We start from the raw sequence: 23,845 nt of genomic DNA on the forward strand, positions 1-23,845 counted from the left end.
GCGTCCCTTCATTTAGATTGTTTGTATCCAAAATGAGACGCAGCTGCCCCACCGGAATAAGGTTTATATTTCACCTTATCAAAACCGGCTTCCTCAAAAAGCTTTTTCAATTCTGGTCCGCCTGGAAAATCTTCTGCAGATTCCTGCAGCCAGGAATACTCCTTATAACTTTTAGCCAATAATTTACCCATCATTGGCATGATATGCTTAAAATAAAAATAATACAGCTGTCTATAACCCGGTAATGTTGGCTGAGACGTATCCAAACAAACTGCCATACCTCCAGGCTTAAGAACACGGTTCATTTCTTTCAATACAGCTAAGTAATCAGGAACGTTTCGCAGACCAAATCCTATAGTTACATAGTCAAATGTGTCATCTTCAAATGGAAGCTCCATGGCATTCCCATGTAGCAGCTCTACATTCTTCAATTTTTCCTTTTTAACCTTTTGTTCCCCGATTTTCAGCATATTTTGACTGAAGTCCAAACCAATTACCTTGCCAGAATCACCAACCTGATGCGCTAATGCAATCGTCCAATCAGCAGTTCCACAACATACATCGAGCGCCTGGTTCCCCTGTTTAACATTCATTTTTTTCATCGTATCGGCACGCCAACGTTTGTGTAATTGAAAACTGATTACTGAATTCATTGAATCATAATTTTCAGAGATATTCTCAAAAACATGATGGACACGTTCTTCTTTCGTTTGTTGTTTCATTATGAATCCCCTTTTTCATACCAACATATTTATATATTGTGATTATCTCAAAATTTCCTTAACCCTTATAGCCAAATCATCGCTGCTATTATATTTCAACAAGGTATACGATAATCTTTCTTTCACTTTTTTAATTTCCTGGTTAAGCAAATATGATATTTTATCATCCGTTTCATCATTTACACTATGTATGGATTGTAAAGCTCTTACAAAATTGGAATTGTGATTATTTTTATATCCATCCAATTCAGCCATCAATCTGTTCAATAACAGAAAATCGATATACAAATCCTTTTGTTCAGTATCATTAAAATACTCAGCTGTTTTTTCAACTAAAATGGTTTCAATTTTACAAAGGTACGTTACCAGCTTATCCATATCAGCGTCTTTGTCCATATATAGTCTAACCTTTGCTTCGTTTACTTCCTGTATTCCCTGAGACATTAGATAAATAAACTCAATATCTTCTGTCTTAGCCAACATGTGATAGTACATGCTGCTGTAATAATCACCGGCTAAGATCGATAATTGGCGTTGTCTCAATTTAGTCTGGCTTTCGCCTTCCTCTGTGTTTGAAACTTTTTCATGGGTATCCAGGGCAATTTGCATGAGCATGACTGATACTATGTAAAAGGGCATTGATTTTGGGTCCACATTGGCATCTTGCATAATTTTAACCATAACAGCTATCATATCGTCATTAATGGTTGGCTGATTTATATACTTCCTTACAAAAGAATGATTGATGATATTCTTTATTTCACTATTTAGTTGTATGACTTCGTTACTGATGCTTTCCAATCGTAATCACCCATGCTTCCGCTTCTAATTCAATGCCGGTACCGGCATACTCTAACATTCATTATTTTTATCTTACTATCCTTTTAAAATGCTGTCGAATGGTTTAAAAGGAGAGAACAGATAAACGGTTATTCTTTCTCACTTTCTATTTCACCATAGGGTGTGTGCATAACCGCTTTTCCTCTGATTTTGATGGCTGATGTATGTTCGGTAAACTGTACAAATAGCACTTCACCTTTATCAAGCTTTTCTGAATGATGGAATTTGGTATCTTCACCTCTGGTTAATCCAATGACATTTACCCCATCTTCTAACGCTTTTATGACTACAAAATCAGTCGATTGGAGGTTCTCCATTCTCTCACTCCTTTCCCATTATCTATTTCATTTATTTATTAATTAAGCTTAAAACTTCCTGGCGGGAGCGTGAGTCTGTTGCCAAAGTGCCTCTTACTGCAGATGTGATTGTTTTAGAACCAGGTTTTTTGACGCCTCTCATGGTCATACACATATGTTCAGCTTCGACAACCACCATAACGCCGTGTGGCTTGAGTGTTTCCATAATGGACTCGGCAACAGTTGATGTGATTCTCTCTTGTAATTGAGGTCTTCTGCTCACAGCCTCGACCGCTCTGGCTAATTTACTTAAACCTGTAACCCGTCCACCTTTAGGAATATATGCTACATGGGCCACACCAAAGAAGGGTACGAGATGGTGCTCACACATAGAATAAAAAGGAATATCCTTTACAAGTACTAATTCTTCATGATCTTCTCCAAAGACCGTTTCAAAATACTCTTTAGGGTCCTGATTCAATCCGGAGAATACTTCTTCATACATTTTAGCTACCCGTTTTGGCGTGTCCAGGAGTCCTTCCCTTGTCGGATCTTCTCCAAGAGCTTCCAAAATCATCGTAACTGCTTCCTCTATTTTACCGCGGTTGATTTCACTCATTTCTGTCTTCCTCCCATTGCTATACCTAAATTCAACTATATCCATAGTAGCACATTTTAATCGCTGAGCCATGTATTATGGACTTTATAATAGAAAAAGAGTCATTACCACTGTTGATGGTAATGACTCTCTATGTGCGTATAGCGCTCATTTAAGTAATAAGCGTATGTACGGATTACTTAACAGCGTCTTTAAGTGCTTTCCCTGGTTTGAATGCAGGTACTTTGCTAGCAGCGATTTCAATTTCCTCACCAGTTTGTGGGTTGCGTCCTTTACGGGCTGCACGTTCACGAACTTCAAAGTTACCGAAACCAATTAATTGTACTTTATCACCATTTTTAAGAGCTTCTAAAATGGATTCGAACACTGCGTCAACTGCTTTAGTTGCGTCCTTTTTGGAAAGTTCGCTAGCTTCAGCAACAGCGTTGATTAATTCTGTTTTGTTCATGCCATTCACCTCCTCCCAAAGTATGCTTCCATTCTACTTCATTTACTTTTATAAGTCGTAATGAAATATGTTTCCATCAGTCAAAACAAAAACTTGCAATATTTTGTCATTAATCATATTTAACATAAAAAACCTTTGATAAACATTGATATATAAGGGTTTTTGCTTTGAACTTGATTTCTGATAAAAGATTATCATAATCCCTAGACCATATCAAGTAAATTAGCGAATTTACAGGCATTTATTCGAATAATGTAGGTTATTTTCCTGTTTTTATTGCCATATCTTCATAATTGAGGTGTTTTTTGAAAGTTAAGACAACATAAAATATAGCTCATTTGTCGATATTTTAACAAAAAAAACAGAGGATTACTTATCCATAATGGACCGTAAACCTCTGCTGCACCGTTTAAAGAATAATGGCGATCAAACCGCCGGATCCTTCATTAATGATCCTTTCAAGTGTTTCCTTTAATTTATATCGAGCATTTTCCGGCATCAAAGTTAATTTTGCCTGAATTCCCTCACGAACCAACGAAGATAAGCTGCGCCCAAAAATTTCTGAATTCCAAATGCTCAATGGATTCTCCTCAAAATCCTGCATTAAATAACGCACCAATTCTTCACTTTGTTTTTCTGTTCCAATAATCGGGGCAAACTCAGATTCAACATCTACCTTAATCATATGAATGGATGGCGCCACTGCTTTCAGCCTGACTCCAAACCTGGATCCCTGACGAATAATTTCCGGTTCATCCAGACTCATATCTGCAAGAGATGGTGCAGCTACTCCATAACCAGTTTGCTTAACCATTTTAAGGGCATCGGATACCTGGTCATATTCTGCTTTAGCGTAGGCAAAATCCTGCATTAATTCCAGCAAATGATCCTTTCCTCGAATTTCTACACCCACAATTTCTTTCAGAACCTGGTCATATAATTCATCAGGAGCTGATAAATCAATTTCTGCTACCCCCTGACCCATTTCAATCCCAGCCAGTGAGGCATGAGCGACAAACTCATACTCTTCAAACAGATGAACGAGGCGATCAACATCTCTGAGCCTCTTAATATCCTGGACTGTTTCTCTGATTGCATCCTGATAGGAGGCTCTGAGCCAATGAGTTTCATTAAGAACCATTACCCATCTTGGTAAATTTACATTCACTTCTAAAACCGGGAATTCGAACAATGCTTCACGAAGGACATTTAATACATCCCCCTCCCGCATGCTCTCAACGCTTATCGCCAGCACAGGTATGTCATATTTTTCCTGAAGTTTGGAGCGTAAAACCTCTGTATCTGGATGATTTGGATTCACCGTATTTATAACCATAATAAACGGTTTCCCAACTTCTTTAAGCTCTTCAACCACCCTTTCCTCGGCTTCTACATAGTCAAAACGCGGTATCTCACCAATCGACCCATCTGTCGTAACCACTACACCAATTGTAGAATGGTCCTGTATGACCTTACGCGTGCCAATTTCAGCAGCTTCATGGAATGGTATGGGCTCTTCATACCAAGGCGTATGAATCATCCTGGGACCATTCTCATCCTCATATCCTTTTGCCCCAGGAACGGTGTACCCTACACAGTCAACCATCCGAATATTGACTTCTAACCCTTCATCTACTTGTACCTGAGCTGCCTGATTCGGTACAAATTTAGGTTCAGTTGTCATAATTGTCCTTCCTGCTGCACTTTGAGGCAATTCATCAATCGTACGTGCTTTTTCAGCCTCACTTTGCATTCCAGGAAGCACGACCAACTCCATAAATTTCTTTATAAATGTAGATTTACCCGTCCGAACGGCTCCGACAACTCCCAAATATATATCGCCGCCGGTTCTCTCGGCTATATCCTTAAATATATCGACCCTTTCCAAGAGATCCCCTCCCGCTTCCTCATATATGAGTACATATACGCAATTATGGATATTCTTATAAACTTGGACACTATATATTTATGCGATGTTCTATTAGATTTATGACTAATTTTTTCTCTCCTCTCCATTTATGTAAAAGCCCGACAGCTCATTTATCTCCATCAAACGATAATCACCAATACGGATGTCCACAAAAAAGCTTGAATTAAGATTAATTACTGGGATTAAAAAAAACCTTACTTATACAAATATATTTTGTATAAGCAAGGTTATTCCTCAATTGCCATAAAGACAGGTTTATTTGCTTTTTGATCCCATGTATAAGGCTGTGAATAGGCAGGCACAAAGAGATTATTTTTCACTAACTCATCCCTTATATCTTCACCCTCTGTTAAATCCGCCGAACGATCAATAAGTAAATCATATAAATCCGGAGTATAATCAATATATAATTCTCCATCTTCACCTAAAACAAAATGTAAGGCATTTCCCGTGAACGGACTTTTGACGGTAGGTTCCTTTTCAAATCCCATATTTTCATAATTTAGAGTATAGACATTCGGACCGATTTTTTCATCAAAAGCTGGATATCCCTGAGATTGTATTTGTAATTTTGTTTCTCGCAAAGTCTCCGCCAATCTTAAATCAATTAGCCTGACAGTCGGATTGGTTTCTTCATTAATTAGGGTATATTGAAAAATCCCGCCATTTTCATACGCATTCCCAGGTATTTCAGCCATATACTTAGGGACTAATTTTTTAAAATCAATTATGTATTTCATATAATAAGGCGTATCCTGATCTTTGGTCTTAATCGGCAACAGACGGCCACTGTTATCTTCCCGATATTCTAATACTGCTTTTTGGACAGATTCGACCTGTTCTTCATAAGGGACTTGGTTTTGTTGTTTATTTTCCTCCGGATATAAACATCCGGATAGAAGGATAACCGTACAAAGTATCAATAAAAGGCCGGACATCTTTTGTATTTTCTTCCTCATCCTGTTACCCATTTGTAGGACCACTCACAACAATAATAATCATAATAAGGGCAGCAATAAACATAGATACATAGGCAACAGTGGCCAACAGATATTTCAATATTCCCTTAAATTTATACCTGCTTAAATAGATGGCAAATACCGCGATTGCCATTAACCCCATTCCCGCAATCGAAACCCACATTTTTTGCATTGCTAAACTCAAAATTTGGCCCCCCTCTTCCGACAATTATGATACCATCTTTTTATAAATAATGGTATTTTTTCAACCTTTGCTATTATAACCCATAATATACCGGAAAGAAAACAAAAACGGAAGCTTAGGTATCCTGTACCCAAACTTCCATCTTGGACTAAATATATGGACTTAAGACTGGTTATTTGCTGGTTCAGTCATTTAATATACTATGTTTAACTGTACATCTCAGCAAGTAACAAATGCCTATTTTTATAACAATTTAACGGATTATTGATTGTTAACCATCATATCCGTTAAGTCTTCCATTTCGTGTTTCTTGCTTCTTGTCATTAGTTCATCTACCTCGGTTTTAATATCCTTGCCATTAAACAGGACACCGTACAAAGCAGATGCGATTGGCATCTTAACTTGGTATTTTTCTGATAATTGATATGCCGCCTTCGTCGTTCTAACGCCTTCAACAACCATTCCCATACTTTCAAGAACCTCATCCAGATTTTTGCCTTTCCCAAGCAAGTTACCAGCACGCCAGTTTCTTGAATGGACGCTTGTACATGTAACAATGAGATCGCCAATACCTGTTAATCCCAGGAACGTTAATGGATTTGCACCCATCTTTACACCAAGTCGCGTAATTTCTGCAAGGCCGCGAGTCATTAAAGCTGCCTTGGCATTATCTCCATAACCAAGGCCATCCGTAATCCCAGCCGCCAAGGCAATAATATTTTTCAAAGCCCCACCAATCTCTACACCAACTAAATCCTGGTTTGTATAAACACGGAAATTTTGGTTCATAAATAAATCCTGTATACGCACTGCTGCCTCCATATTTTTAGAAGCTACCGTTACAGTCGTAGGAATCCTTCTGCTAACTTCTTCAGCATGGCTAGGTCCGGAAAGAACAATAATATCTCTTGTGATATCAGAGATTTCTTCTTCAAGCATCTCGGAAATACGCATTAGGCTATCTGGTTCTATTCCTTTACTAACATGCACCATTGTCACTTTATCATTGACAATAGCCTTAACCTTGCGGGCTACTTCACGAATTGCTTTAGTCGGTATAGCAAAAACAATAACTTCCGAGCCAGACAGGGCCTCTTCCAAATCATGATAAGCCTTAATAGCAGAAGGCAGTTTCACATCAGGTAAATATCGAATATTCGCCTGTTCACGATTGATTTCATTGACATGAGCTACCTCATGTCCCCATATTTTCACGGTGTGTCCGTTATCCGCAAGGACAATTCCAAGTGCCGTTCCCCATGAACCTGCTCCTAAAATGGTGACTGTTTGTTGCATAAACTCCACTCCCTAAAAAAATTATTTACGTAATCTGGAAAATATTTTTATAGGTGTTCCTTCAAATCCAAATGCATCTCTAATTTTATTTTCTAAGAAACGCTCATACGAGAAATGCATTAATTCCGGATCATTAACAAAGACAACAAAGGATGGCGGTTTGACTGCTACTTGTGTAGCATAGTATACTTTTAGCCTTTTACCATTATGGGTCGGCGTTGGATTCATCGCTATTGCATCCATTATAACATCATTCAGCACATTCGTTTGAACACGCTGTGCGTGGTTTTCGCTGGTCATATTAATCATTGGGAGCAAGGTATGAATACGTTGCTTCGTTTTCGCAGATAAGAAGACAATCGGAGCATAGTCTAGGAACTGGAATTCAGCTCTGATTTTCTCTTCAAATTTCTTCATAGTTTTATCATCTTTCTCAACTGCATCCCATTTGTTCACAACAATGACAATAGCTCGTCCTGCCTGATGGGCATATCCGGCAATTTTTTTATCCTGCTCAATAATTCCTTCTTCACCATCGAGAACGACGAGGACAACATCCGAGCGTTCAATAGCCCGTAAAGCACGTAATACACTGTATTTCTCTGTGCTCTCGTACACCTTTCCTTTTTTCCGCATTCCTGCGGTATCAATAATGACATAATCGTCGCCATTATATTTATAAGGGGAATCGACAGCGTCCCTAGTGGTACCTGCTATATTACTTACAATAACGCGCTCTTCACCTAAAATAGCATTAACTAGTGAAGACTTCCCTACATTTGGTCTACCAATCAAGCTGAATTTAATAACATCTTCATCATAATCAGGTGCTTGATGATCAGGGAAACTCTGTACAACGGCATCTAACAAATCTCCGATTCCTATTCCATGAGAACCTGAAATAGGAATGGGTTCCCCAAATCCCAATGCATAAAAATCATAAATTAGATTACGCATTTCAAAGTTATCCACTTTATTTACAGCTACTACCACCGGTTTTTTTGAGCGATAGAGGATTTTTGCTACTTCCTCATCAGCTGAAGTTAATCCTTCTCTGCCACTCGTCATAAAGATAATGACATCTGCTTCATCAATCGCAATCTCTGCCTGTTGACGAATTTGTTCCAGAAAAGGTTCGTCCCCTATATCAATACCACCTGTATCAATAATATTAAATTCATGATTTAACCAATCACCGGAACTATAAATTCTATCTCTGGTTACTCCGGCTACATCTTCTACGATCGATATTCTTTCCCCTACAATTCGATTGAAAATTGTAGATTTACCTACGTTCGGCCTGCCCACTATGGCTACAACTGGTTTTGGCATGGTCGTTCACCCTTTCATCTATCCTAGCTACATTCCTGTTTTATGTTTCACTGAATTGTTAGCATGTTTAATGTATTTATATACTATGAAAAAAGAACCCTTCTTAATCATAAAGAAGGGTCTAACTATATTATGATAGCAAACGTTTGGCAAAGTAACAACTCTTCCGTAATATTTATCTCCAATATTAGCTTAAAATTTGAACATAAATGGGATATTTCTCTTTTTTGCCGTTTTCATTACTTGTATTAGAAGATTAATTCTAATACCTTTTCTTCATAAAATCAGCTTAATAAAAAAAATTATTACCTTTATTACCTGATTCCCTTTCCTTTTAACCCTATCTGTTGCTGATGAAAAATCTTCCTCTTTGACATTCTCCCTGCATAATGTAATTGAGCTCTATCAAAAAAGAAAGTAATCGTAAGCGTAAGCAACAAAAGGTCGAGTGATTCAAAGGATACGATATCCTTGATAGGGAATCCTTGCATATATATAATAACTGAAAACATCGCTTCTCCAAAAATAATCCCACTATTTAAAATACTGACTCGTTTGGTGGCGTGAATTAAGCTTATACTGAGGCTAACCAACAATGGAGCAGCAACAAAAATCCAGTTTACTATAAACCATACCGGATAGAGAATCGCAAAAATTCTTATACAAATAAGAGCGATCGTTATACAAATACTCGCTGCAGCACCTTTGAGTAGTTCTTTATTAGTCCAATTACTCCATTGATAGACAGACCAAAGGAGACCTGCAAAGATAAATAAATTAACATCCATTAAAAACACATGGATTGAAAGTCCGGCAAAGCAAATACCCCCTAATTGCCTAATCAACCCTCTGCGTCTTACTTCAATCGTTTCATCTGAAATAAAAACAAAGTACCAACAACCAAGCCACATCAATCCAAAAAATAAATAACCTTCATGCATAAAAACCTCCCTTAGCCAGTATGCCAACTTTCTATTTTTTTAAACAAATCTAATTTCGGGAAATTTTTACTCGTACGACTGCTCTGAAGCCTTATTGAGGTCAGAAAGAATGGGTGGATAATTACCTTGAGGGAGGGTAGCCATGACAAGGAGAGAAATTCAAACGATAGTATGTAAACTACAGAAAGAGCTAATTCAGGGTGTAGATCGATTTATTTACTACATAATCAGTCATTTACATAGGTTGCCTAATCCCTTCCATGAATACAAGATAATCTCAAAGGTTGATTTTTCAATCAATTTATGTAAAAACAAAAGAGGCTGGCACATAACTTATAAACGACCCTGAAAAGACGAATGATATCTAATTTATCGGCTTTGTTACTTATTAAAGAGTGAAGTTGGAAGAAAAGTTCGTTCCATTGCGCGCTTACTCTACTTGCTTTCCGCGGGGAGGAGGGCTTTAACCTCCTCGGCTACGCCTTGCTCAGGTCTCAGCCTTTCCTCTACTTCCCGCAGGAGTCGGTGGCTGCAGCGAAATTCCACTAAGCTTAATAATGGTATACAGTAGTAACCAACCTATTGAAAACAAATAAAATCCGAGCTATTAGGCGAAATATTTATTAAAATATCACCTAATAGTTCGGATTTATCATTGACTGAAATACTTATGTCCTAGCCTCGCAGATTGTAGACAAAAGGAATTCAGAATGGCTCTATAGGAGCCCAGTTCTGAATTCCTTCTTTATTTTTTTTACTTTTTCACGAAGGGATAGACCGATCCTTCTCTATTCCATTTTTGTACTTTACCACGTCCAATTGGCCTTCTTCTTCAAGTTCATGGCGGCGAAAGTAAGCATCGCCTGCATGGACAATTTTTTAAGTCCCCTTAAAGTCGTCGATCGCATTCCATGCTTTTCTTTCGCATCCGCAAAGACACGTTCAATCGTTTTTTGCGTTTGTTGGCATATATCATTTTATTCTCATCAGTGTGACGAGGATGTTCGGCCTCTTCCATATAGTCTCCCCACACATGACGGTGAATGAATTTCTAATGATTTTGACTTTGTGTACACTGAGAAAGAAGTGGACTGCCCTCGCACTGACTTTTACATGAGTCGAATCAACAAATACATGTTCACTACTGATTAATTTCTTGTCAGCTGTCTGTTTTAAAATCTGATAGAAAATCTGTTCAAATAAATCCGTATCCTAAAATCGGCGTTCATAGTTTTTACCGAAGGTAGAGAAGTGAGGAACCTTATTATGGAATCCAAATCTAAGAAACTAACGATAGGCCAGGTTGGTTTCAATCTCCTCAATGGTTTTACGCATAGACCGAATGCCGAACATATATTGAATGAACGTCATTTTAATTAATACGACCGGATCGATACTTGGGCGACCACGTTCCGCAGAATATTTATCCTCGACAAGTGGATAGATGAACGAAAAATCGATGGCGGCTTCCACTTTACGAACCAAGTGGTTTTCCGGAACAAGGTGTTCTAACGTGATCATCTCTACCTGTTCACGATTCATTTGCGTATGTTTGGTTAACATTCTCATCATCACCCTGGTAAATAATAGTTACCTATAGTATACAAAAAAACACAGAGAATTTCTGTCTTATACCGTGGAAACTCATATATGAAGCAGTATCCTATTTTCTGCAGAATGGGAGAGACTCCTGCGGGAAAAACAAGCATATCGAGACCCCGCAGCGCAGAGCGCGAGGAGGCTTGATGCTTGCCCGCGGAAAGCGAGCCCATTCTGTAGAAAATAGCGTTAACCGAATAGGAAAGAATATCCAAGACAAAAAAACTGTAGACAAGGCCCCTAAAAAATTAAGGGATTTGTCTACAGTCTGAGGCGGACCTTATTGGTCCGCCGCAACATTATTTTTTCAAATTCTTTAATTGTTCACCAATCATTTCACCCAATTGGAAACCCTTCGATTCTTCAGGCATTACGTAGTTTTCCATTTCGGCAGCCGCGTTTTCCTCCAGTTCCTTGATGCTGAGAGATAATCTGTGTTCATCCTCATTCACATCAAGTACTTTAACATTAATAACATCCCCTTCGGATAAAACCTCATGCGGAGTGCCGATGTGTTTATGGGAAATTTGAGAGATATGCACCAAACCTTCTACACCTGGATACACCTCTACAAACGCACCATAAGATACGAGCCGTTTAACTGTTCCTTCAAGAACACTGCCTTTTTTAGCTTTGTCAGTAATATCTGACCATGGTCCAGGCAATGTTTCTTTAATCGATAAGGATACTCTTTCACTGTCACGGTCAATGGATAAAATCTTCACTTTGACAGTATCTCCTTCTGAGATGACATCAGATGGCTTGTCCACATGTTCATGAGAAAGTTGGGAAACATGGACCAAGCCGTCAATACCGCCAATATCTACAAATGCACCGAAATCTGTAAGTCGTTGAACTGTTCCTTCCAGAACTTGACCAGCTTGTAAAGTTTCGAGCACTCCCATTTTTTTCTTTTCTTTTTCATCACGAACAACATCTCTGTGTGAAAGGATTAACCGATTTTTCTCCTGTTCGAGTTCTACAATCTTAAACGCTAACGTTTTGCCTTTATAATCAGAAAAATCCTCTACGAAATAATCTTCGACAAGTGAAGCTGGCACAAATCCGCGCACTCCCAAGTCAACCACAAGTCCGCCTTTAACGACGTCTTTAACCTCGGTTTCAATAATTTCACCTTTTTCAAATGAAATAATCAAATCTCCCCAAGCTTTTTCCGCATCCACTTTTCTTTTTGATAGAATCAGAGCTTCATCTTCGACTTTAATAATCTCAAACTCAAGCTCATCTCCTTCTTTCACTACATCTGATGCCTTTTCGACGTGTAAACTGGAGAGTTCACTGATTGGGACAATACCGTCATGTTTGCTATCTTTAACTTCAATGACAACTTGTTTTTCTTCAACCTTAGATACAACCCCTTGCACTCGTTGGCCAACATTAAATTCAGTAACATCAATATTTTTCATATCCTCTGTCATATGTACTCCTCCTAACAATCACGGCTTCAAATAGTTTTCAATTTATATTCAATACCACTTTTGAACGATTATTAAACAATATTCAAAATAATTCCTTTTTTCTAACTTCTTATACTTTCCACTATTTGTCAAGCGGGAAATTTATCGGTTTTGATCAATTAGCTCTTTTATCTTTGCCATTATGACTTTTGTCACTTCTTCAGGGGAGGCTTTCTTACTGCGAAATCCCTCCATTGCTATCGGCGGTCCAAAAACCACTCTTGTTTTAGAAAATGGCTTATAAGTACCAATTACTGCACATGGGATCACTTGGGCATCCGTTCTCAACGCAAAAAAACCAGCACCTGCCAGACCCTCGCCTAATTCTCCTGTTCTGCTGCGAGTACCTTCCGGGAATAAACCCAGCACATGTCCATCTTTTAGGGTACCCAACCCCTTTCGCAATGCATTACGATCACTCATACCTCTTTTAATCGGTATTGCATGAACATGCGGCAAAATTTTATTAAGAACAGGCAAATTAAACAGCTCTTCTTTTGCAATAAAATGTACATCCCGTGGGCAAGACATCCCTACAACAGGGGGATCTAATTCACTTATATGATTAGAGCATAATAAAACACCACCTGTTTCAGGTATATGTTCTTTCCCTGATACTGTAACACGGTACAATGGAGTTAGAGCGACCTTAACAACGCCCCTGGCGAATCTATAAAATGTCATTCATATACTCCTTTCTCTTCCGCTATTTTCATAATAGCATCTACAACATCATCAATTGAAAGGCTTGTTGTATCAAGTTCAATTGCATCTGCTGCCTTTTTCAAAGGAGATACTTCTCTTTCGGAATCAAATTTATCTCTGGCTGCAATATCAAGTTTTAATTGCTCTATATCAGATTCAAACCCTTTTGATAGATTTTCATCATGTCTTCTCTTAGCCCGCTCATCCACGCTTGCAAGCAAAAATATTTTGACCTCGGCATTTGGCATAACCTGAGTACCAATGTCACGTCCATCCATGACAACGCCGCCTTGTTCAGACAGGTCCTGCTGGCGTCGAACCATTTCTTCTCGAACCAATTTATGTTGAGAAACAGCAGAAACATTTCTAGTCACATTCGGTGTTCTGATATCATCAGTTACGATCACTCCATCGACCAATACATCCTGGCCATGTTCATTATTCTGTAGTTGGATATCAGTCGACATTAATAAATCAAAAAGAGCTGACCCATCATTGGGGTCTATTTCATTTTTTAATGCCTTATAGGTAAGAGCTCTGTACATTGCACCGGTATCTATATATATGTATGTTAACCTTCTTGCAATGATTTTCGCTACTGTGCTTTTACCTGCAGCAGCAGGGCCATCAATAGCAATAGATAATTTTTTATTCATTGGTTCCTCCTTGTTGTATACAAAAGTTTTCATGACTATTTTAACACAGCTTTCCTTTATATAAAGAATTAATAAACGTAAAAAAAACGAGACAAAGCAGTCATGACTTTGTCTTAAGAATACTGCCTATTTATTTATTTGAAATAGTTTCCACTATCTCAGTATAATTATTTTCGAGAACTCCTTCATATCTCACGAGTGATTTCCATTGCGTAAAGGTATGTTCACGGTGAAAAACAAGCTGAAAAAATAATAAAAATAAAAGTTGTATGAGGACCATTTTCTTAATAAATCGTTCAATCGTCTTCACCTGGAACAACCTCCTCTTACATAAGAGTTTGCCCCTGTAATATATTTTTAATCCACCATAACCCGGTTTCTTTTCTCCAACTGTCTCTCAAAACAATAACGCAGCAAAATTTGTCTATCTGTTTCTGTAACATCTACGAATTCAACAGATACTTTTTTTCTATTATTATAGACATCGACTATTCTTTTCACTTTTACCTGGATCGGCAATTCATGTACGTCTCTATTTTTCATTTCAAAAATAAAATGCAATAATAAGTTTGTTTGAGTATTTATCTTGATATTCTGAGGAACTGTGATTGCCGCTCCGCCCGCACTTATATCCGTGGTAAGTGCCGTAAATGGCTCAAATTCATCATTTATAGGTTCGACATTTACATTTGCAGATAAACTAACGCGCACGTATTCTCTGCGCTGGATTTTCTGTAAAGATTCATCGCCCGGATAATTTAAAAGGAGCAGTGGGATATTTTCCCTGACTCTCCCCTCAATTTTAGTAGTAAACATATAGGTATTTTGATCTTTTCCTACGAATGTTCCTTTTAGATGCGTTCCATTTATTAAATAATCTATTCTATTCGTATGTATATTAACAGGGTAGTCAATATAAAGAACCCCTTCTCTTATATCCATCAATCTGCATCTATATGTTTCCGGTTGATCAGATTCGCTTTTTTCAAGAATTATGGTCATTCCGATTGTAAGCATAATAAAAATGTTTCCCCTCCGCCGTGTGTAAGAATATTCCAAACAAGGACTTATGTACCATTATGACAGAGAATACAAAAAAGGAAAAGGCTGTTTTCTGCCTTTTCCCATATTATTTTTATTAGGATACCTTATCGTATACTTTACTGGCTTCATGCATTTTTTCGACTTTTTCTTCATGACCGTTCTCTGCGTTAATAAAGATTCGGAACGTATCATTTCCAACCGTTCCCATAAACTCATAGCACAAGACATCTTCATATAAATTATTTGTGATAACAGCAAGCCTTTTCTCCATGATTTTTACTTTTCCACTGAGTTTCTCCTCAGCTTCTTTTTCTGTTATAGTTGGTTTGCTCACTTTTCTTTCTTTATTAAGATTTTGAAGATAATCCTCAGATCCCAAACCGATAATATCCCCATTATCCAGTGCTACTTTAATACGGACCGCTTCAGGATAAATTCTCACTTGATTTTTAACTGTCACAAATGTATAAACACCAACATCACTGTATTGCGTGCTCTCAAATAATTCCATATTCTCAAAACCCATCTTATTCAAATATTGAAGGGCTTTCTTATAACCATCGTTTAAGCTTAGTTTAGCATCAGATACCTGGCGGTCATTAATAATATAGATTGGATAACCACCTTTCTTGGTAAGATCAATTCCAATCGTATCACCCGAAGACGCTTCTTTAAGATTAACATGGTAAAAATCATATTTTGAACCATCCTTGTTTTCAGTTACATTTGCCGTTTTCACATTGGAAACACCCGTATATTTCTTTGCCCGTTCAATCGCTTCCTTACGGGTTATTTCTTTTCCAGGTAAATTTTTATAATTGATATCTTTTTCTTGTAGAGATGTGAATGTGGGGCCATATTCACTCTTTTGTCCAAAGGACTTAACATTTTTCTCCATGGTTTTAAGCCCATCAATGACTTGGTTATCCTTTTGACTGTCATCGTTAGTATCCGCCAAAGCTGTTTCCACGTCCATCCACCGTAAATCATTATTAATGATTTTGCTTTGTACACCTCTTAGTTCATCTCTTATAGTTGTTGCATCGCTATATAAAGATTTTAGCGTATTATATTCCTCATCAGATAAAGGGCTTTTATCCAAATCCCGCACAGCTGTCTTATAGGCAAAATCACCGATATTTGTTAAAAATTTTTCAGTTTCATGAAATGGCATTAAAGTTAAGGGCAATTGGCCCACATTATTATGCGCTTCATTTGTTAATCTCCAAACCTCAGCCAATGCAGGTGACAAAGAATCTTTTGTATCCATAGCCAATGTGGTCCCGATTTTATCATTTAAAACATCTATTTGATAGTTTAGGTCATTAAAGGCACGTTGATAATTATTTTCGTGTTGATTCATGATAGCTATTTTCTCTTGATGATCCTGGTATGCCCAGTATGCTGTTCCGGCTAAACCGATTACCAATACAGCAATCACGATATTTTTTAACATTACGTTCACCTCAGTTGCAGAATATATGCTTGCCGATTTTTTTTATTTGTGGACGTCCCCAAATCCATGAACTCGTAGCTGTTTCCGGGTTAAAATAATATTCAGCTTCTCCAGTCGGATCCCATCCATTCATCGCATCTATAACAGCGTTTCTTGCTTTATCATTAGGCTCAAGCCAGATTTGTCCATCAGCAACCGCCGTAAAAGCCCCCGCCTGAAATATTACCCCAGAAACCGTATTTGGGAACGACGAACTTTGAACTCTATTTAAGATAACGGCTGCAACCGCTACCTGGCCCTCATATGGTTCACCTCTTGCCTCTCCATAAACCGCGTTCGCCATTAACTTGATATCACTTTCTGAAAATCCCGCCGGTATATTGGTGGCTGTCCCACTTGTCTTATTTGTCGCCGTATTTTTTTCATTCGCTGTACCAGTTGATTTTTTACTAGATGTTGATTGTTTAACTTGGTTTTCAATAGGCGTACCCTGATAGTAGGTAAACTCTTTTCCTGAATTAATTTGCTGCTTGACCCAGGAAGCATTGTAATTCGATGCACTGACGAGTTTACTTTTTGTTTTTGCCCCTCCTAAACCATCAACAGGGAGTCCAAATTTCTCCTGGAAATTACGTAATGCCCAGTAAGTTCCCCACCCAAAAACTCCATCAATTTTCCCATGATAATAGCCAATATTTTGAAGACGAGCTTGTAATTCAATGACATCATCCCCAATGGCTCCCCTTTGAATCACCTGGTTGGTAAATGCTTCAGTCTTTATAGTAAACATTGGTGAGAAGACTAAAAAACAGCCAATTACTAAAAAGGATACTAACTTTCTTGCTAATCCCTTCATTTCATGCCCTCCTGTAGAATTAATGACAGTAAGGGTAGTTTTTGCAAACACCTGCAAAATATTCAGTTCACCTTAAAACTAGCTATCATAGGATTCAGACAATAATTGTTCCATCTATTTTTAAGGTCAATCTGAAAACAAAAGGAATCAGGCATTTTAATAAATAGCAGTAGGTTGGATATACATATTGAACGCCGAGGAATTAACCTTCATCTTTGAACTAGGGAGACGAAAGCAAGAGAATCGGTAGATGGCATAACATAAAACGGAGGTGTTAAAATCATTTCTTTCAGGAATCATATCAAAAGAATGGGAACAATCGTGAGTAATTTCAAGAACTTTATTTATATGGACAAAATAAAAAAAACAAACCCGGATAAAATCAGCTGACCTTTCAAAAGGCAGGTAGATTTAGTTTCTCTGAGTTTGTTTTCTTGATTAACGATATCAAACTGATTCAAAGGATTGTTTAAAAGCTTTCTCTGTTAATATTCTGGCCTTTTTCACTTTCCATAGGCCGAGCCCCCAAAGACCAAACATAAATGGAATTAAATAGATATACCATTTTTCCTGCTCCATCAAAATATAGTTAAAGGAACCATGTAAGGCGATTGGAATGAATAACGCTGTCAGTATATAAGTAATTTTTAGACGGGGATGTGTTTGGAATTTGGCTTTCCCAAAATAGAAGCCCATGATGACACCAAACAATCCATGGCTTGAAACAGGAAACATTGCTCTTCCCCATGCATATTCAAGCCCGTTCGAAAATAAGTAGAGGATATTTTCCAATGTTGCAAAACCCAGTGAAATGGAAACCCCATAAACAATTCCATCATATGGTTCATCAAAATCAATATGACCATAAATCAAGAACATAAACAAGGCCCATTTTATCAGTTCCTCGACCATACCCTTTTCAAAAAATGCATCCGCCCACACAGAAAGAAACACTCCTTCTGCCTGAATAACATATTGAATAAACATAACAGGGATGACGAATAAGGCACCGTAGATAAAGGCTTTTAATACAACAGATACAGGTTCAGTATTATATTGATCTTTCAAGTAAAAATAAATTAGCAGGGCTAAACCCGGTGCGACACCTGCCGTTAATATATTTAACATGGATTACCCTCTCTTTTTTACTCTTTCTTCCTTCAATCGTAACATGGACGAAAAAAAAAGAAAATCAAGAATTCTCGTCATTTTAAGAGGTTCTTGTAAGAAAGTTAACCGATTCCTAAAGTTTAAATGCATCCTCTACACTGACCGTACCATTGGAAAGTAAAATAGCCAATTTCAACCTTGCTTTTTTACTGTCATAATCCTCACCAAGAATAACACCTCTGTTTTGCAAATCATGCGCACTGCCATTATAGCCATAGGCTGGATAGACTTTTCCTTCCTCAGCACTTGTACTAATCACGATTGTGATTCCTTTATCCAAAGCTGACTGAATAGAATCGACCATAAATGGTGTTACTTGTCCTCGTCCGACACCTTCCAATACGATACCACGCGCCCCGGCGTTTACAGCAGCATCGATCATCACCCCATCTGCCCCTGAATAACACTTTATAATATCCACACGCGGGATTTCCGGCCCAATCTGATAGGATTCATTATAAATGGGTTTTTGATAGACACTGACTACATCATTATCAATGATTCCTAAATATCCATAACCGAATGATTCAAAACCCTGAAGATTGGAAGCATGAACTTTCTTCACGTATCTAGCTGAGTAAATACGCTCATTAAATACAACTAAAACACCGCTATGCTTTAAGTGTTGATTGGCAGCTACATAGATTGAATTCCGTAAATTAGAATAGACATCCGTTCCTACATCCTGAGGAGAGCGCTGGGAACCCGTTACAACAATAGGCCTCGGGTCTTTAGTTGTCAAATCAAGAAAATAGGCAGTTTCCTCTAATGAATCCGTTCCATGGGTTACAACCACCCCACAAACTTCATCATCTTCCAATTCTTTTTCAATCGCTTTTTTAATTAATACCATTTCGTTAAAATCAATATGCATGGACGGTTTTTGCATAAGATTAATAATTTTTATATCGAATCCCTCCGGCAGCTGACAGAGTGCCGCCAATTCTTCGCCACTCATAGCACCTGAATTCAATAGTCCTTTTGATATCTCTTTACTGGCAATCGTACCACCAGTTGTAATCAGGGAAATTTTCTTCATATTACACCTCGCGACAAGTATCAAGCACACTTTATGCTATTCTAAACCTTCTTTTTCCTTTACTGCATTTGCTATTTGCCCACCATGAAATCTTCCATTTTCTATAAATATTTCATTGGCATTATTACCGGCCACGATCACACCGGCCACAAATAAGTTTTCGACGTTCGTTTCCATTGTTTCTTCGTTAATACATGGTTTGCCGGTGTCACAATCAAGCTCAACTCCAACATTCGTTAAGAGACTATAATCCGGATGGTAACCTGTCATGGCAAATACATAATCATTTTGAATTTCTATACTTTGACCCTCTTTTTCGTAAATCACGGTTTGTTCATGAATCTCTTTTAGCACTGATTGAAACTCCATTTTTATTGTTCCATTACGAACATAGGATTCAAACTCCGGCAGTATCCAAGGCTTGATACTTTTGGAATAAGCATCTCCTCGGTAAATCACTGTCACTCTTGCTCCCGCTTTAACAAGTTCAAGTGCTGCGTCCACGCTTGAATTTTTCCCACCGATTACGGCCACATCCATATCATAAAAAGGATGCCCTTCTTTAAAGTAGTGATATACCTTCTCCAAATTTTCTCCTGGTATATTCATCATATTAGGTTGATCGTAATAACCGGTCGCAATAATACAATAAGGCGTTTCATATTCATCCTTGCTTGTTTTTATTCTAAATAATCCGTTCTCCTGCTTTTCAATTGATAACACACACTCGTATGTATGGACTCTTAGGTTCTTCCTTTTGGCTACTTCTCTATAATACGTTAAGGCCTGAAGTCGAACAGGCTTACGATTTTCTGTGATAAATGCTACATCTCCAATTTCCAACTTCTCGCTTGTTGAAAAAAAAGTTTGATGTGTCGGGTAATGATAGATTGAATTAACAATATTCCCTTTTTCAATAATTAATGGGTTTTTACCGATTTCCTTTAAACTAATGGAAGCAGCCATTCCGCATGGTCCCCCACCAATCACAATTGCTTCTTCATAATGCATATTTGTTTCCTCCAAATAACCGTAAACTCTAATATGCGTATATATTCGTGGTTTTTATACGCTTTTTCTTCTCAACCTATGTGTAAAATATCCTTTTACTATACCACTTTTAAAAAATTAACTCATCAATCCCATGCAAAAAAGTTCTCTATCTCTCCAGGACAGAAAACTTTTATTTTTGCGCTTGCTCTATTAATTAAATCCAGCCTCTGAATCTTGATGCTTCTGCCATTTTTCTTACTCCAACCATGTATGCAGCCAACCTCATATCAACTCGACGGGATTGAGCTGTATCATAGATTGTATTAAATGATTTAACCATCACTTTTTTTAATTTTTCTTCCACTTCTTCTTCAGACCAATAGTATCCCTGATTATTCTGTACCCACTCAAAATAGGATACTGTTACACCACCGGCAGATGCTAATACATCCGGCACCAATAGAATACCACGATCTGTCAATATTTGTGTACCTTCCAAAGTGGTTGGACCGTTTGCAGCTTCAACAACTATTTTAGCACGAATTTTGTGGGCGTTTTCATCCGTAATTTGATTTTCAATTGCAGCAGGCACCAAAACATCACAATCAAGCTCTAGTAATTCTTGGTTCGAGATTGTATTGGTAAAAAGGTTAGTTACTGTACCAAAACTATCGCGGCGATCCAATAAATAATCAATATCCAAACCATCCGGATCATGTAAAGCGCCATTTGCATCTGATATACCAATGACCTTGGCACCGGCATCATGCATGAATTTAGCCAGGAAACTTCCAGCATTTCCGAAGCCCTGTACAACAACTCTGGCTCCCTTTAACTCTATGCCGCATTTTTTAACGGCCTCATAAATACAAATGGTTACCCCTTTGGCTGTAGCTGATTCCCTGCCGTGTGAACCACCAAGAACAAGTGGTTTTCCGGTAATAAATCCCGGAGAGTTAAATTCATCAATACGGCTGTATTCATCCATCATCCAGGCCATAATCTGTGAATTTGTGAAGACATCCGGAGCCGGTATATCTTTTGTTGGACCAACCACTTGGCTGATTGCCCTTACATATCCACGGCTAAGTCTCTCCAATTCCCGAAAAGACATCGTGCGCGGATCACAAATAATACCGCCTTTCGCACCTCCGTATGGTAAATCAACAATGCCGCATTTCAAGCTCATCCATATGGATAAAGCTTTCATCTCTCTCTCCGTAACATTAGGATGAAAACGAATACCACCCTTTGTCGGTCCAATCGCGTCATTATGCTGAGCACGATAACCAGTAAAGATTTTTACAGAACCATCGTCTAATTTAACTGGTATTTTCACTGTTAACATACGAAGCGGCTCCTTCAATAATTCATAAACCTCTTCTGGATATCCAAGCTTATTTAAAGCCTTATGGATGACAGTCTGAGTAGATTTTAAAACATCTAATTTATCCTCAGTGGATTGATGGTCGGCTGTCATTATAGTACCTCCTACTGATGTATAATAATTAATAACTAATAATTTCCTTCCAGCATAAGTATACAACTTTGGAAATAGTCTGGAAAGTGAAACAAGTATAATAATAGAAAGATGATTCAATATGAGTGCTTGGTACTAAATTTTCTCATTTATTATTCATTTTTATAAATTCAGTATACTTAATAAAGATCATGTAGTGCAAGAAAGCTGTTCAAAACCCGCGAATACCTGTAGATTACCAAAAAAACCACATCACTTAGATGCGATTCTTTATGAAAAATATTTTTTTATAATAGTAATTAGATTATCCTTACAAATCCTATTTCCGTATTCATTCAGATAATCTTTGCTTAAAGTCGAGAACTCCCCAAACTCTAGTAGTATGGCCATTATGGTTGTCTGATTGAAGACTGAATCTCCCTTAATCTCTAAATAATAGTTTGATTGCCAATAATAAAGTGTTCCTTCCAGGTTCCATTTCTCCTGAATTATTTTACAAGCTTGTACAACATCATCAAATTCAGCAAATTCATAAATCATTTGAGCACGCTCTTGTATATTTATTGATAGGGAATTTTCTATGTCTACCTCCACATTTTCATTTGAATTGCATTCCTCTATTTTTAAAATTAAATATATACCATCGTTTGGATACGTATATACATCTATTCTAAAAGTACCGTTAACAGAATTTCCATTCACCAAAAGTGCTTCATGAACAATTTTATAAAAAAAGAAGTGTGTATCCAGTGAGTGCATGGTTAACGTTTGCCATCTGACACCTGTTTCTTCCAACTCATCACAGGTAATAAATAGTTTGAACAAAGTCGGGCTGATCTGTTTAAGCTTCATGACAAAATCCTCCTGTAGCTAACTCTTCATTGCATTGTATGAATCGGGCTACAGTCGGTACCTTGTATTAAAATTAAGAAGTTAGCCTCTTAGCCACTCGAATTAGATGGGTTTCGGGTTTTGCTTTTAGACGAAACGGAAGTAAACTGGTTCCATATCCATTACTAGTGAAAATGGTCGTATCCTCCTTCTTACTGATTCCGCCCAATTTATATTTGCCCATTCCAAAAATCCTAATTTGCCCGCCATGAGTATGGCCGCTCAATACCAAATCAATCCCATACGAACTCTCCATAGCCTTTTCAATTTCAGGTGTGTGACTAGCCAATATTTTAAAACTGTCCTCTTCGACCTCTTCCATTGCTAAATCAAGCCTGCCCGTTTGTTCTTTTTCATCATAAAAGTCAATTCCAAGAAGTCGTATTTTACCGCCATCATTCGTTTCAAAAAGTACACTTGTATCCAATAATTCATGTACTCCCACCTCCAAAAATAAGGCATCCAATTCATGTCTATCCACTTCATAATCGTTATTCCCCCATATAAAATAGACAGGTCCCACACTTTTTAGTCTTGTTAAATTTTCTTTAATCCTTTCCATTGAAACTCGTTTCTCCGCAAGATCCCCACCAATTAAAACCAAATCGGCCTTTCCTTTCACCTTACGGATAATCTCCTCACTGATCGTCCGTCTGTGTATATCCGATATAAAAAAGATGGTTAGGGGTTCGCTGCTCGGGAAATTTTTAAAGTCTAATGTGTGTTCAATTACTTGATTTAGATTTGCAAGCCTGTACATATAAACCATGAACATGCATAATCCTATGACAATGATTAACATTAAAATGAGTAGTACTGCCATACAAGTATCTCCTTCCAATTAGTCCTCTTTCTTAAAATAAAAGAAGCCAGCCTTATATATATGACCA

General features: G+C 37.7%; 24 protein-coding genes and 1 pseudogene. All 25 read right to left on the reverse strand.

The window, feature by feature from the left end:
- Positions 1–8: 8 nt before the first annotated feature.
- Positions 9–722: a demethylmenaquinone methyltransferase gene (locus AC4G3L_RS03045; protein WP_491075502.1), complete on the reverse strand. Its 714-nt coding sequence runs from the start codon at positions 720–722 to the stop codon at positions 9–11.
- Between the two features lie 42 nt (positions 723–764).
- Positions 765–1,523, reverse strand: coding sequence for a heptaprenyl diphosphate synthase component 1 (locus tag AC4G3L_RS03050; RefSeq protein WP_491075503.1), 759 nt, complete (start codon positions 1,521–1,523; stop codon positions 765–767).
- A 128-nt stretch (positions 1,524–1,651) separates the two neighbouring features.
- Positions 1,652–1,879 carry a trp RNA-binding attenuation protein MtrB gene (mtrB, locus tag AC4G3L_RS03055; RefSeq protein ID WP_491075504.1) on the reverse strand — a complete coding sequence of 76 codons (228 nt, stop codon included), beginning with the start codon at positions 1,877–1,879 and terminating at the stop codon, positions 1,652–1,654.
- A gap of 31 nt (positions 1,880–1,910) precedes the next feature.
- Positions 1,911–2,477: a GTP cyclohydrolase I FolE gene (gene folE / locus AC4G3L_RS03060; protein ID WP_491075505.1), complete on the reverse strand. Its 567-nt coding sequence runs from the start codon at positions 2,475–2,477 to the stop codon at positions 1,911–1,913.
- Between the two features lie 175 nt (positions 2,478–2,652).
- Positions 2,653–2,925 (reverse strand): HU family DNA-binding protein, encoded by a 273-nt coding sequence (locus tag AC4G3L_RS03065; RefSeq protein ID WP_491076226.1) that lies wholly within the window; start codon positions 2,923–2,925, stop codon positions 2,653–2,655.
- A gap of 409 nt (positions 2,926–3,334) precedes the next feature.
- Positions 3,335–4,813, reverse strand: coding sequence for a stage IV sporulation protein A (gene spoIVA, locus AC4G3L_RS03070; protein WP_491075506.1), 1,479 nt, complete (start codon positions 4,811–4,813; stop codon positions 3,335–3,337).
- 269 nt (positions 4,814–5,082) lie between these two features.
- Positions 5,083–5,814 (reverse strand): YphF family lipoprotein, encoded by a 732-nt coding sequence (locus AC4G3L_RS03075; protein ID WP_491075507.1) that lies wholly within the window; start codon positions 5,812–5,814, stop codon positions 5,083–5,085.
- Between the two features lie 4 nt (positions 5,815–5,818).
- Positions 5,819–6,019: a DUF2768 domain-containing protein gene (locus tag AC4G3L_RS03080; protein WP_491075508.1), complete on the reverse strand. Its 201-nt coding sequence runs from the start codon at positions 6,017–6,019 to the stop codon at positions 5,819–5,821.
- Between the two features lie 261 nt (positions 6,020–6,280).
- On the reverse strand, positions 6,281–7,315 hold the full coding sequence (locus AC4G3L_RS03085) for an NAD(P)H-dependent glycerol-3-phosphate dehydrogenase (protein WP_491075509.1): 1,035 nt from the start codon (positions 7,313–7,315) through the stop codon (positions 6,281–6,283).
- A gap of 21 nt (positions 7,316–7,336) precedes the next feature.
- Positions 7,337–8,647, reverse strand: coding sequence for a ribosome biogenesis GTPase Der (gene der, locus AC4G3L_RS03090; RefSeq protein ID WP_491075510.1), 1,311 nt, complete (start codon positions 8,645–8,647; stop codon positions 7,337–7,339).
- 314 nt (positions 8,648–8,961) lie between these two features.
- Positions 8,962–9,588, reverse strand: coding sequence for a YphA family membrane protein (locus AC4G3L_RS03095; protein WP_491075511.1), 627 nt, complete (start codon positions 9,586–9,588; stop codon positions 8,962–8,964).
- An 806-nt stretch (positions 9,589–10,394) separates the two neighbouring features.
- Positions 10,395–11,151: pseudogene (locus tag AC4G3L_RS03100) on the reverse strand (transposase).
- A gap of 335 nt (positions 11,152–11,486) precedes the next feature.
- Positions 11,487–12,626, reverse strand: a complete 1,140-nt coding sequence (rpsA, locus tag AC4G3L_RS03105) for a 30S ribosomal protein S1 (protein ID WP_491075512.1) — start codon at positions 12,624–12,626, stop codon at positions 11,487–11,489.
- Between the two features lie 141 nt (positions 12,627–12,767).
- Entirely contained in the window at positions 12,768–13,349 is a 582-nt protein-coding gene (locus tag AC4G3L_RS03110) for a lysophospholipid acyltransferase family protein (RefSeq protein ID WP_491075513.1), read from the reverse strand.
- Positions 13,346–14,026: a (d)CMP kinase gene (gene cmk, locus AC4G3L_RS03115; RefSeq protein WP_491075514.1), complete on the reverse strand. Its 681-nt coding sequence runs from the start codon at positions 14,024–14,026 to the stop codon at positions 13,346–13,348. The genes AC4G3L_RS03110 and cmk overlap by 4 nt, the downstream gene beginning before the upstream one ends.
- Before the next feature lie 130 nt (positions 14,027–14,156).
- A complete protein-coding gene (locus AC4G3L_RS03120; RefSeq protein ID WP_491075515.1) occupies positions 14,157–14,336 on the reverse strand; it encodes a DUF5359 family protein in 180 nt (59 codons plus the stop codon).
- 47 nt (positions 14,337–14,383) lie between these two features.
- Positions 14,384–15,043, reverse strand: a complete 660-nt coding sequence (locus AC4G3L_RS03125; RefSeq protein WP_491075516.1) for a flagellar brake protein — start codon at positions 15,041–15,043, stop codon at positions 14,384–14,386.
- A gap of 121 nt (positions 15,044–15,164) precedes the next feature.
- Positions 15,165–16,526, reverse strand: coding sequence for a germination protein YpeB (ypeB, locus tag AC4G3L_RS03130; RefSeq protein WP_491075517.1), 1,362 nt, complete (start codon positions 16,524–16,526; stop codon positions 15,165–15,167).
- Between the two features lie 10 nt (positions 16,527–16,536).
- Entirely contained in the window at positions 16,537–17,382 is an 846-nt protein-coding gene (sleB, locus tag AC4G3L_RS03135) for a spore cortex-lytic enzyme (RefSeq protein ID WP_491075518.1), read from the reverse strand.
- Positions 17,383–17,829: 447 nt separating this feature from the next.
- Entirely contained in the window at positions 17,830–18,510 is a 681-nt protein-coding gene (prsW, locus tag AC4G3L_RS03140) for a glutamic-type intramembrane protease PrsW (RefSeq protein WP_491075519.1), read from the reverse strand.
- Positions 18,511–18,625: 115 nt separating this feature from the next.
- Positions 18,626–19,591, reverse strand: coding sequence for an asparaginase (locus AC4G3L_RS03145; RefSeq protein ID WP_491075520.1), 966 nt, complete (start codon positions 19,589–19,591; stop codon positions 18,626–18,628).
- Between the two features lie 36 nt (positions 19,592–19,627).
- Positions 19,628–20,602: a YpdA family putative bacillithiol disulfide reductase gene (locus AC4G3L_RS03150; RefSeq protein WP_491075521.1), complete on the reverse strand. Its 975-nt coding sequence runs from the start codon at positions 20,600–20,602 to the stop codon at positions 19,628–19,630.
- A 196-nt stretch (positions 20,603–20,798) separates the two neighbouring features.
- Complete coding sequence (locus AC4G3L_RS03155; protein WP_491075522.1) at positions 20,799–22,064, reverse strand: Glu/Leu/Phe/Val family dehydrogenase; 1,266 nt, start codon at positions 22,062–22,064, stop codon at positions 20,799–20,801.
- A 270-nt stretch (positions 22,065–22,334) separates the two neighbouring features.
- Complete coding sequence (locus AC4G3L_RS03160; protein WP_491075523.1) at positions 22,335–22,916, reverse strand: adaptor protein MecA; 582 nt, start codon at positions 22,914–22,916, stop codon at positions 22,335–22,337.
- Positions 22,917–22,989: 73 nt separating this feature from the next.
- Positions 22,990–23,778, reverse strand: coding sequence for a metallophosphoesterase (locus AC4G3L_RS03165; RefSeq protein ID WP_491075524.1), 789 nt, complete (start codon positions 23,776–23,778; stop codon positions 22,990–22,992).
- Positions 23,779–23,845 lie beyond the last annotated feature (67 nt).

The organism is Bacillus sp. z33, from assembly GCF_058313615.1.

Bases quoted from the DNA above. Each gene is read 5' to 3' on its own strand.
- AC4G3L_RS03150 (WP_491075521.1), bottom strand. From the start codon at position 20,602: ATGCATTATGAAGAAGCAATTGTGATTGGTGGGGGACCATGCGGAATG.
- sleB (WP_491075518.1), bottom strand. From the start codon at position 17,382: ATGAAGGGATTAGCAAGAAAGTTAGTATCCTTTTTAGTAATTGGCTGT.
- folE (WP_491075505.1), bottom strand. From the start codon at position 2,477: ATGAGTGAAATCAACCGCGGTAAAATAGAGGAAGCAGTTACGATGATT.
- AC4G3L_RS03110 (WP_491075513.1), bottom strand. From the start codon at position 13,349: ATGACATTTTATAGATTCGCCAGGGGCGTTGTTAAGGTCGCTCTAACT.
- AC4G3L_RS03155 (WP_491075522.1), bottom strand. From the start codon at position 22,064: ATGACAGCCGACCATCAATCCACTGAGGATAAATTAGATGTTTTAAAA.
- AC4G3L_RS03045 (WP_491075502.1), bottom strand. From the start codon at position 722: ATGAAACAACAAACGAAAGAAGAACGTGTCCATCATGTTTTTGAGAAT.
- AC4G3L_RS03165 (WP_491075524.1), bottom strand. From the start codon at position 23,778: ATGGCAGTACTACTCATTTTAATGTTAATCATTGTCATAGGATTATGC.
- mtrB (WP_491075504.1), bottom strand. From the start codon at position 1,879: ATGGAGAACCTCCAATCGACTGATTTTGTAGTCATAAAAGCGTTAGAA.
- AC4G3L_RS03075 (WP_491075507.1), bottom strand. From the start codon at position 5,814: ATGAGGAAGAAAATACAAAAGATGTCCGGCCTTTTATTGATACTTTGT.
- prsW (WP_491075519.1), bottom strand. From the start codon at position 18,510: ATGTTAAATATATTAACGGCAGGTGTCGCACCGGGTTTAGCCCTGCTA.
- cmk (WP_491075514.1), bottom strand. From the start codon at position 14,026: ATGAATAAAAAATTATCTATTGCTATTGATGGCCCTGCTGCTGCAGGT.
- AC4G3L_RS03065 (WP_491076226.1), bottom strand. From the start codon at position 2,925: ATGAACAAAACAGAATTAATCAACGCTGTTGCTGAAGCTAGCGAACTT.
- AC4G3L_RS03095 (WP_491075511.1), bottom strand. From the start codon at position 9,588: ATGCATGAAGGTTATTTATTTTTTGGATTGATGTGGCTTGGTTGTTGG.
- AC4G3L_RS03085 (WP_491075509.1), bottom strand. From the start codon at position 7,315: ATGCAACAAACAGTCACCATTTTAGGAGCAGGTTCATGGGGAACGGCA.
- AC4G3L_RS03145 (WP_491075520.1), bottom strand. From the start codon at position 19,591: ATGAAGAAAATTTCCCTGATTACAACTGGTGGTACGATTGCCAGTAAA.
- ypeB (WP_491075517.1), bottom strand. From the start codon at position 16,526: ATGTTAAAAAATATCGTGATTGCTGTATTGGTAATCGGTTTAGCCGGA.
- AC4G3L_RS03125 (WP_491075516.1), bottom strand. From the start codon at position 15,043: ATGCTTACAATCGGAATGACCATAATTCTTGAAAAAAGCGAATCTGAT.
- rpsA (WP_491075512.1), bottom strand. From the start codon at position 12,626: ATGACAGAGGATATGAAAAATATTGATGTTACTGAATTTAATGTTGGC.
- der (WP_491075510.1), bottom strand. From the start codon at position 8,647: ATGCCAAAACCAGTTGTAGCCATAGTGGGCAGGCCGAACGTAGGTAAA.
- AC4G3L_RS03160 (WP_491075523.1), bottom strand. From the start codon at position 22,916: ATGAAGCTTAAACAGATCAGCCCGACTTTGTTCAAACTATTTATTACC.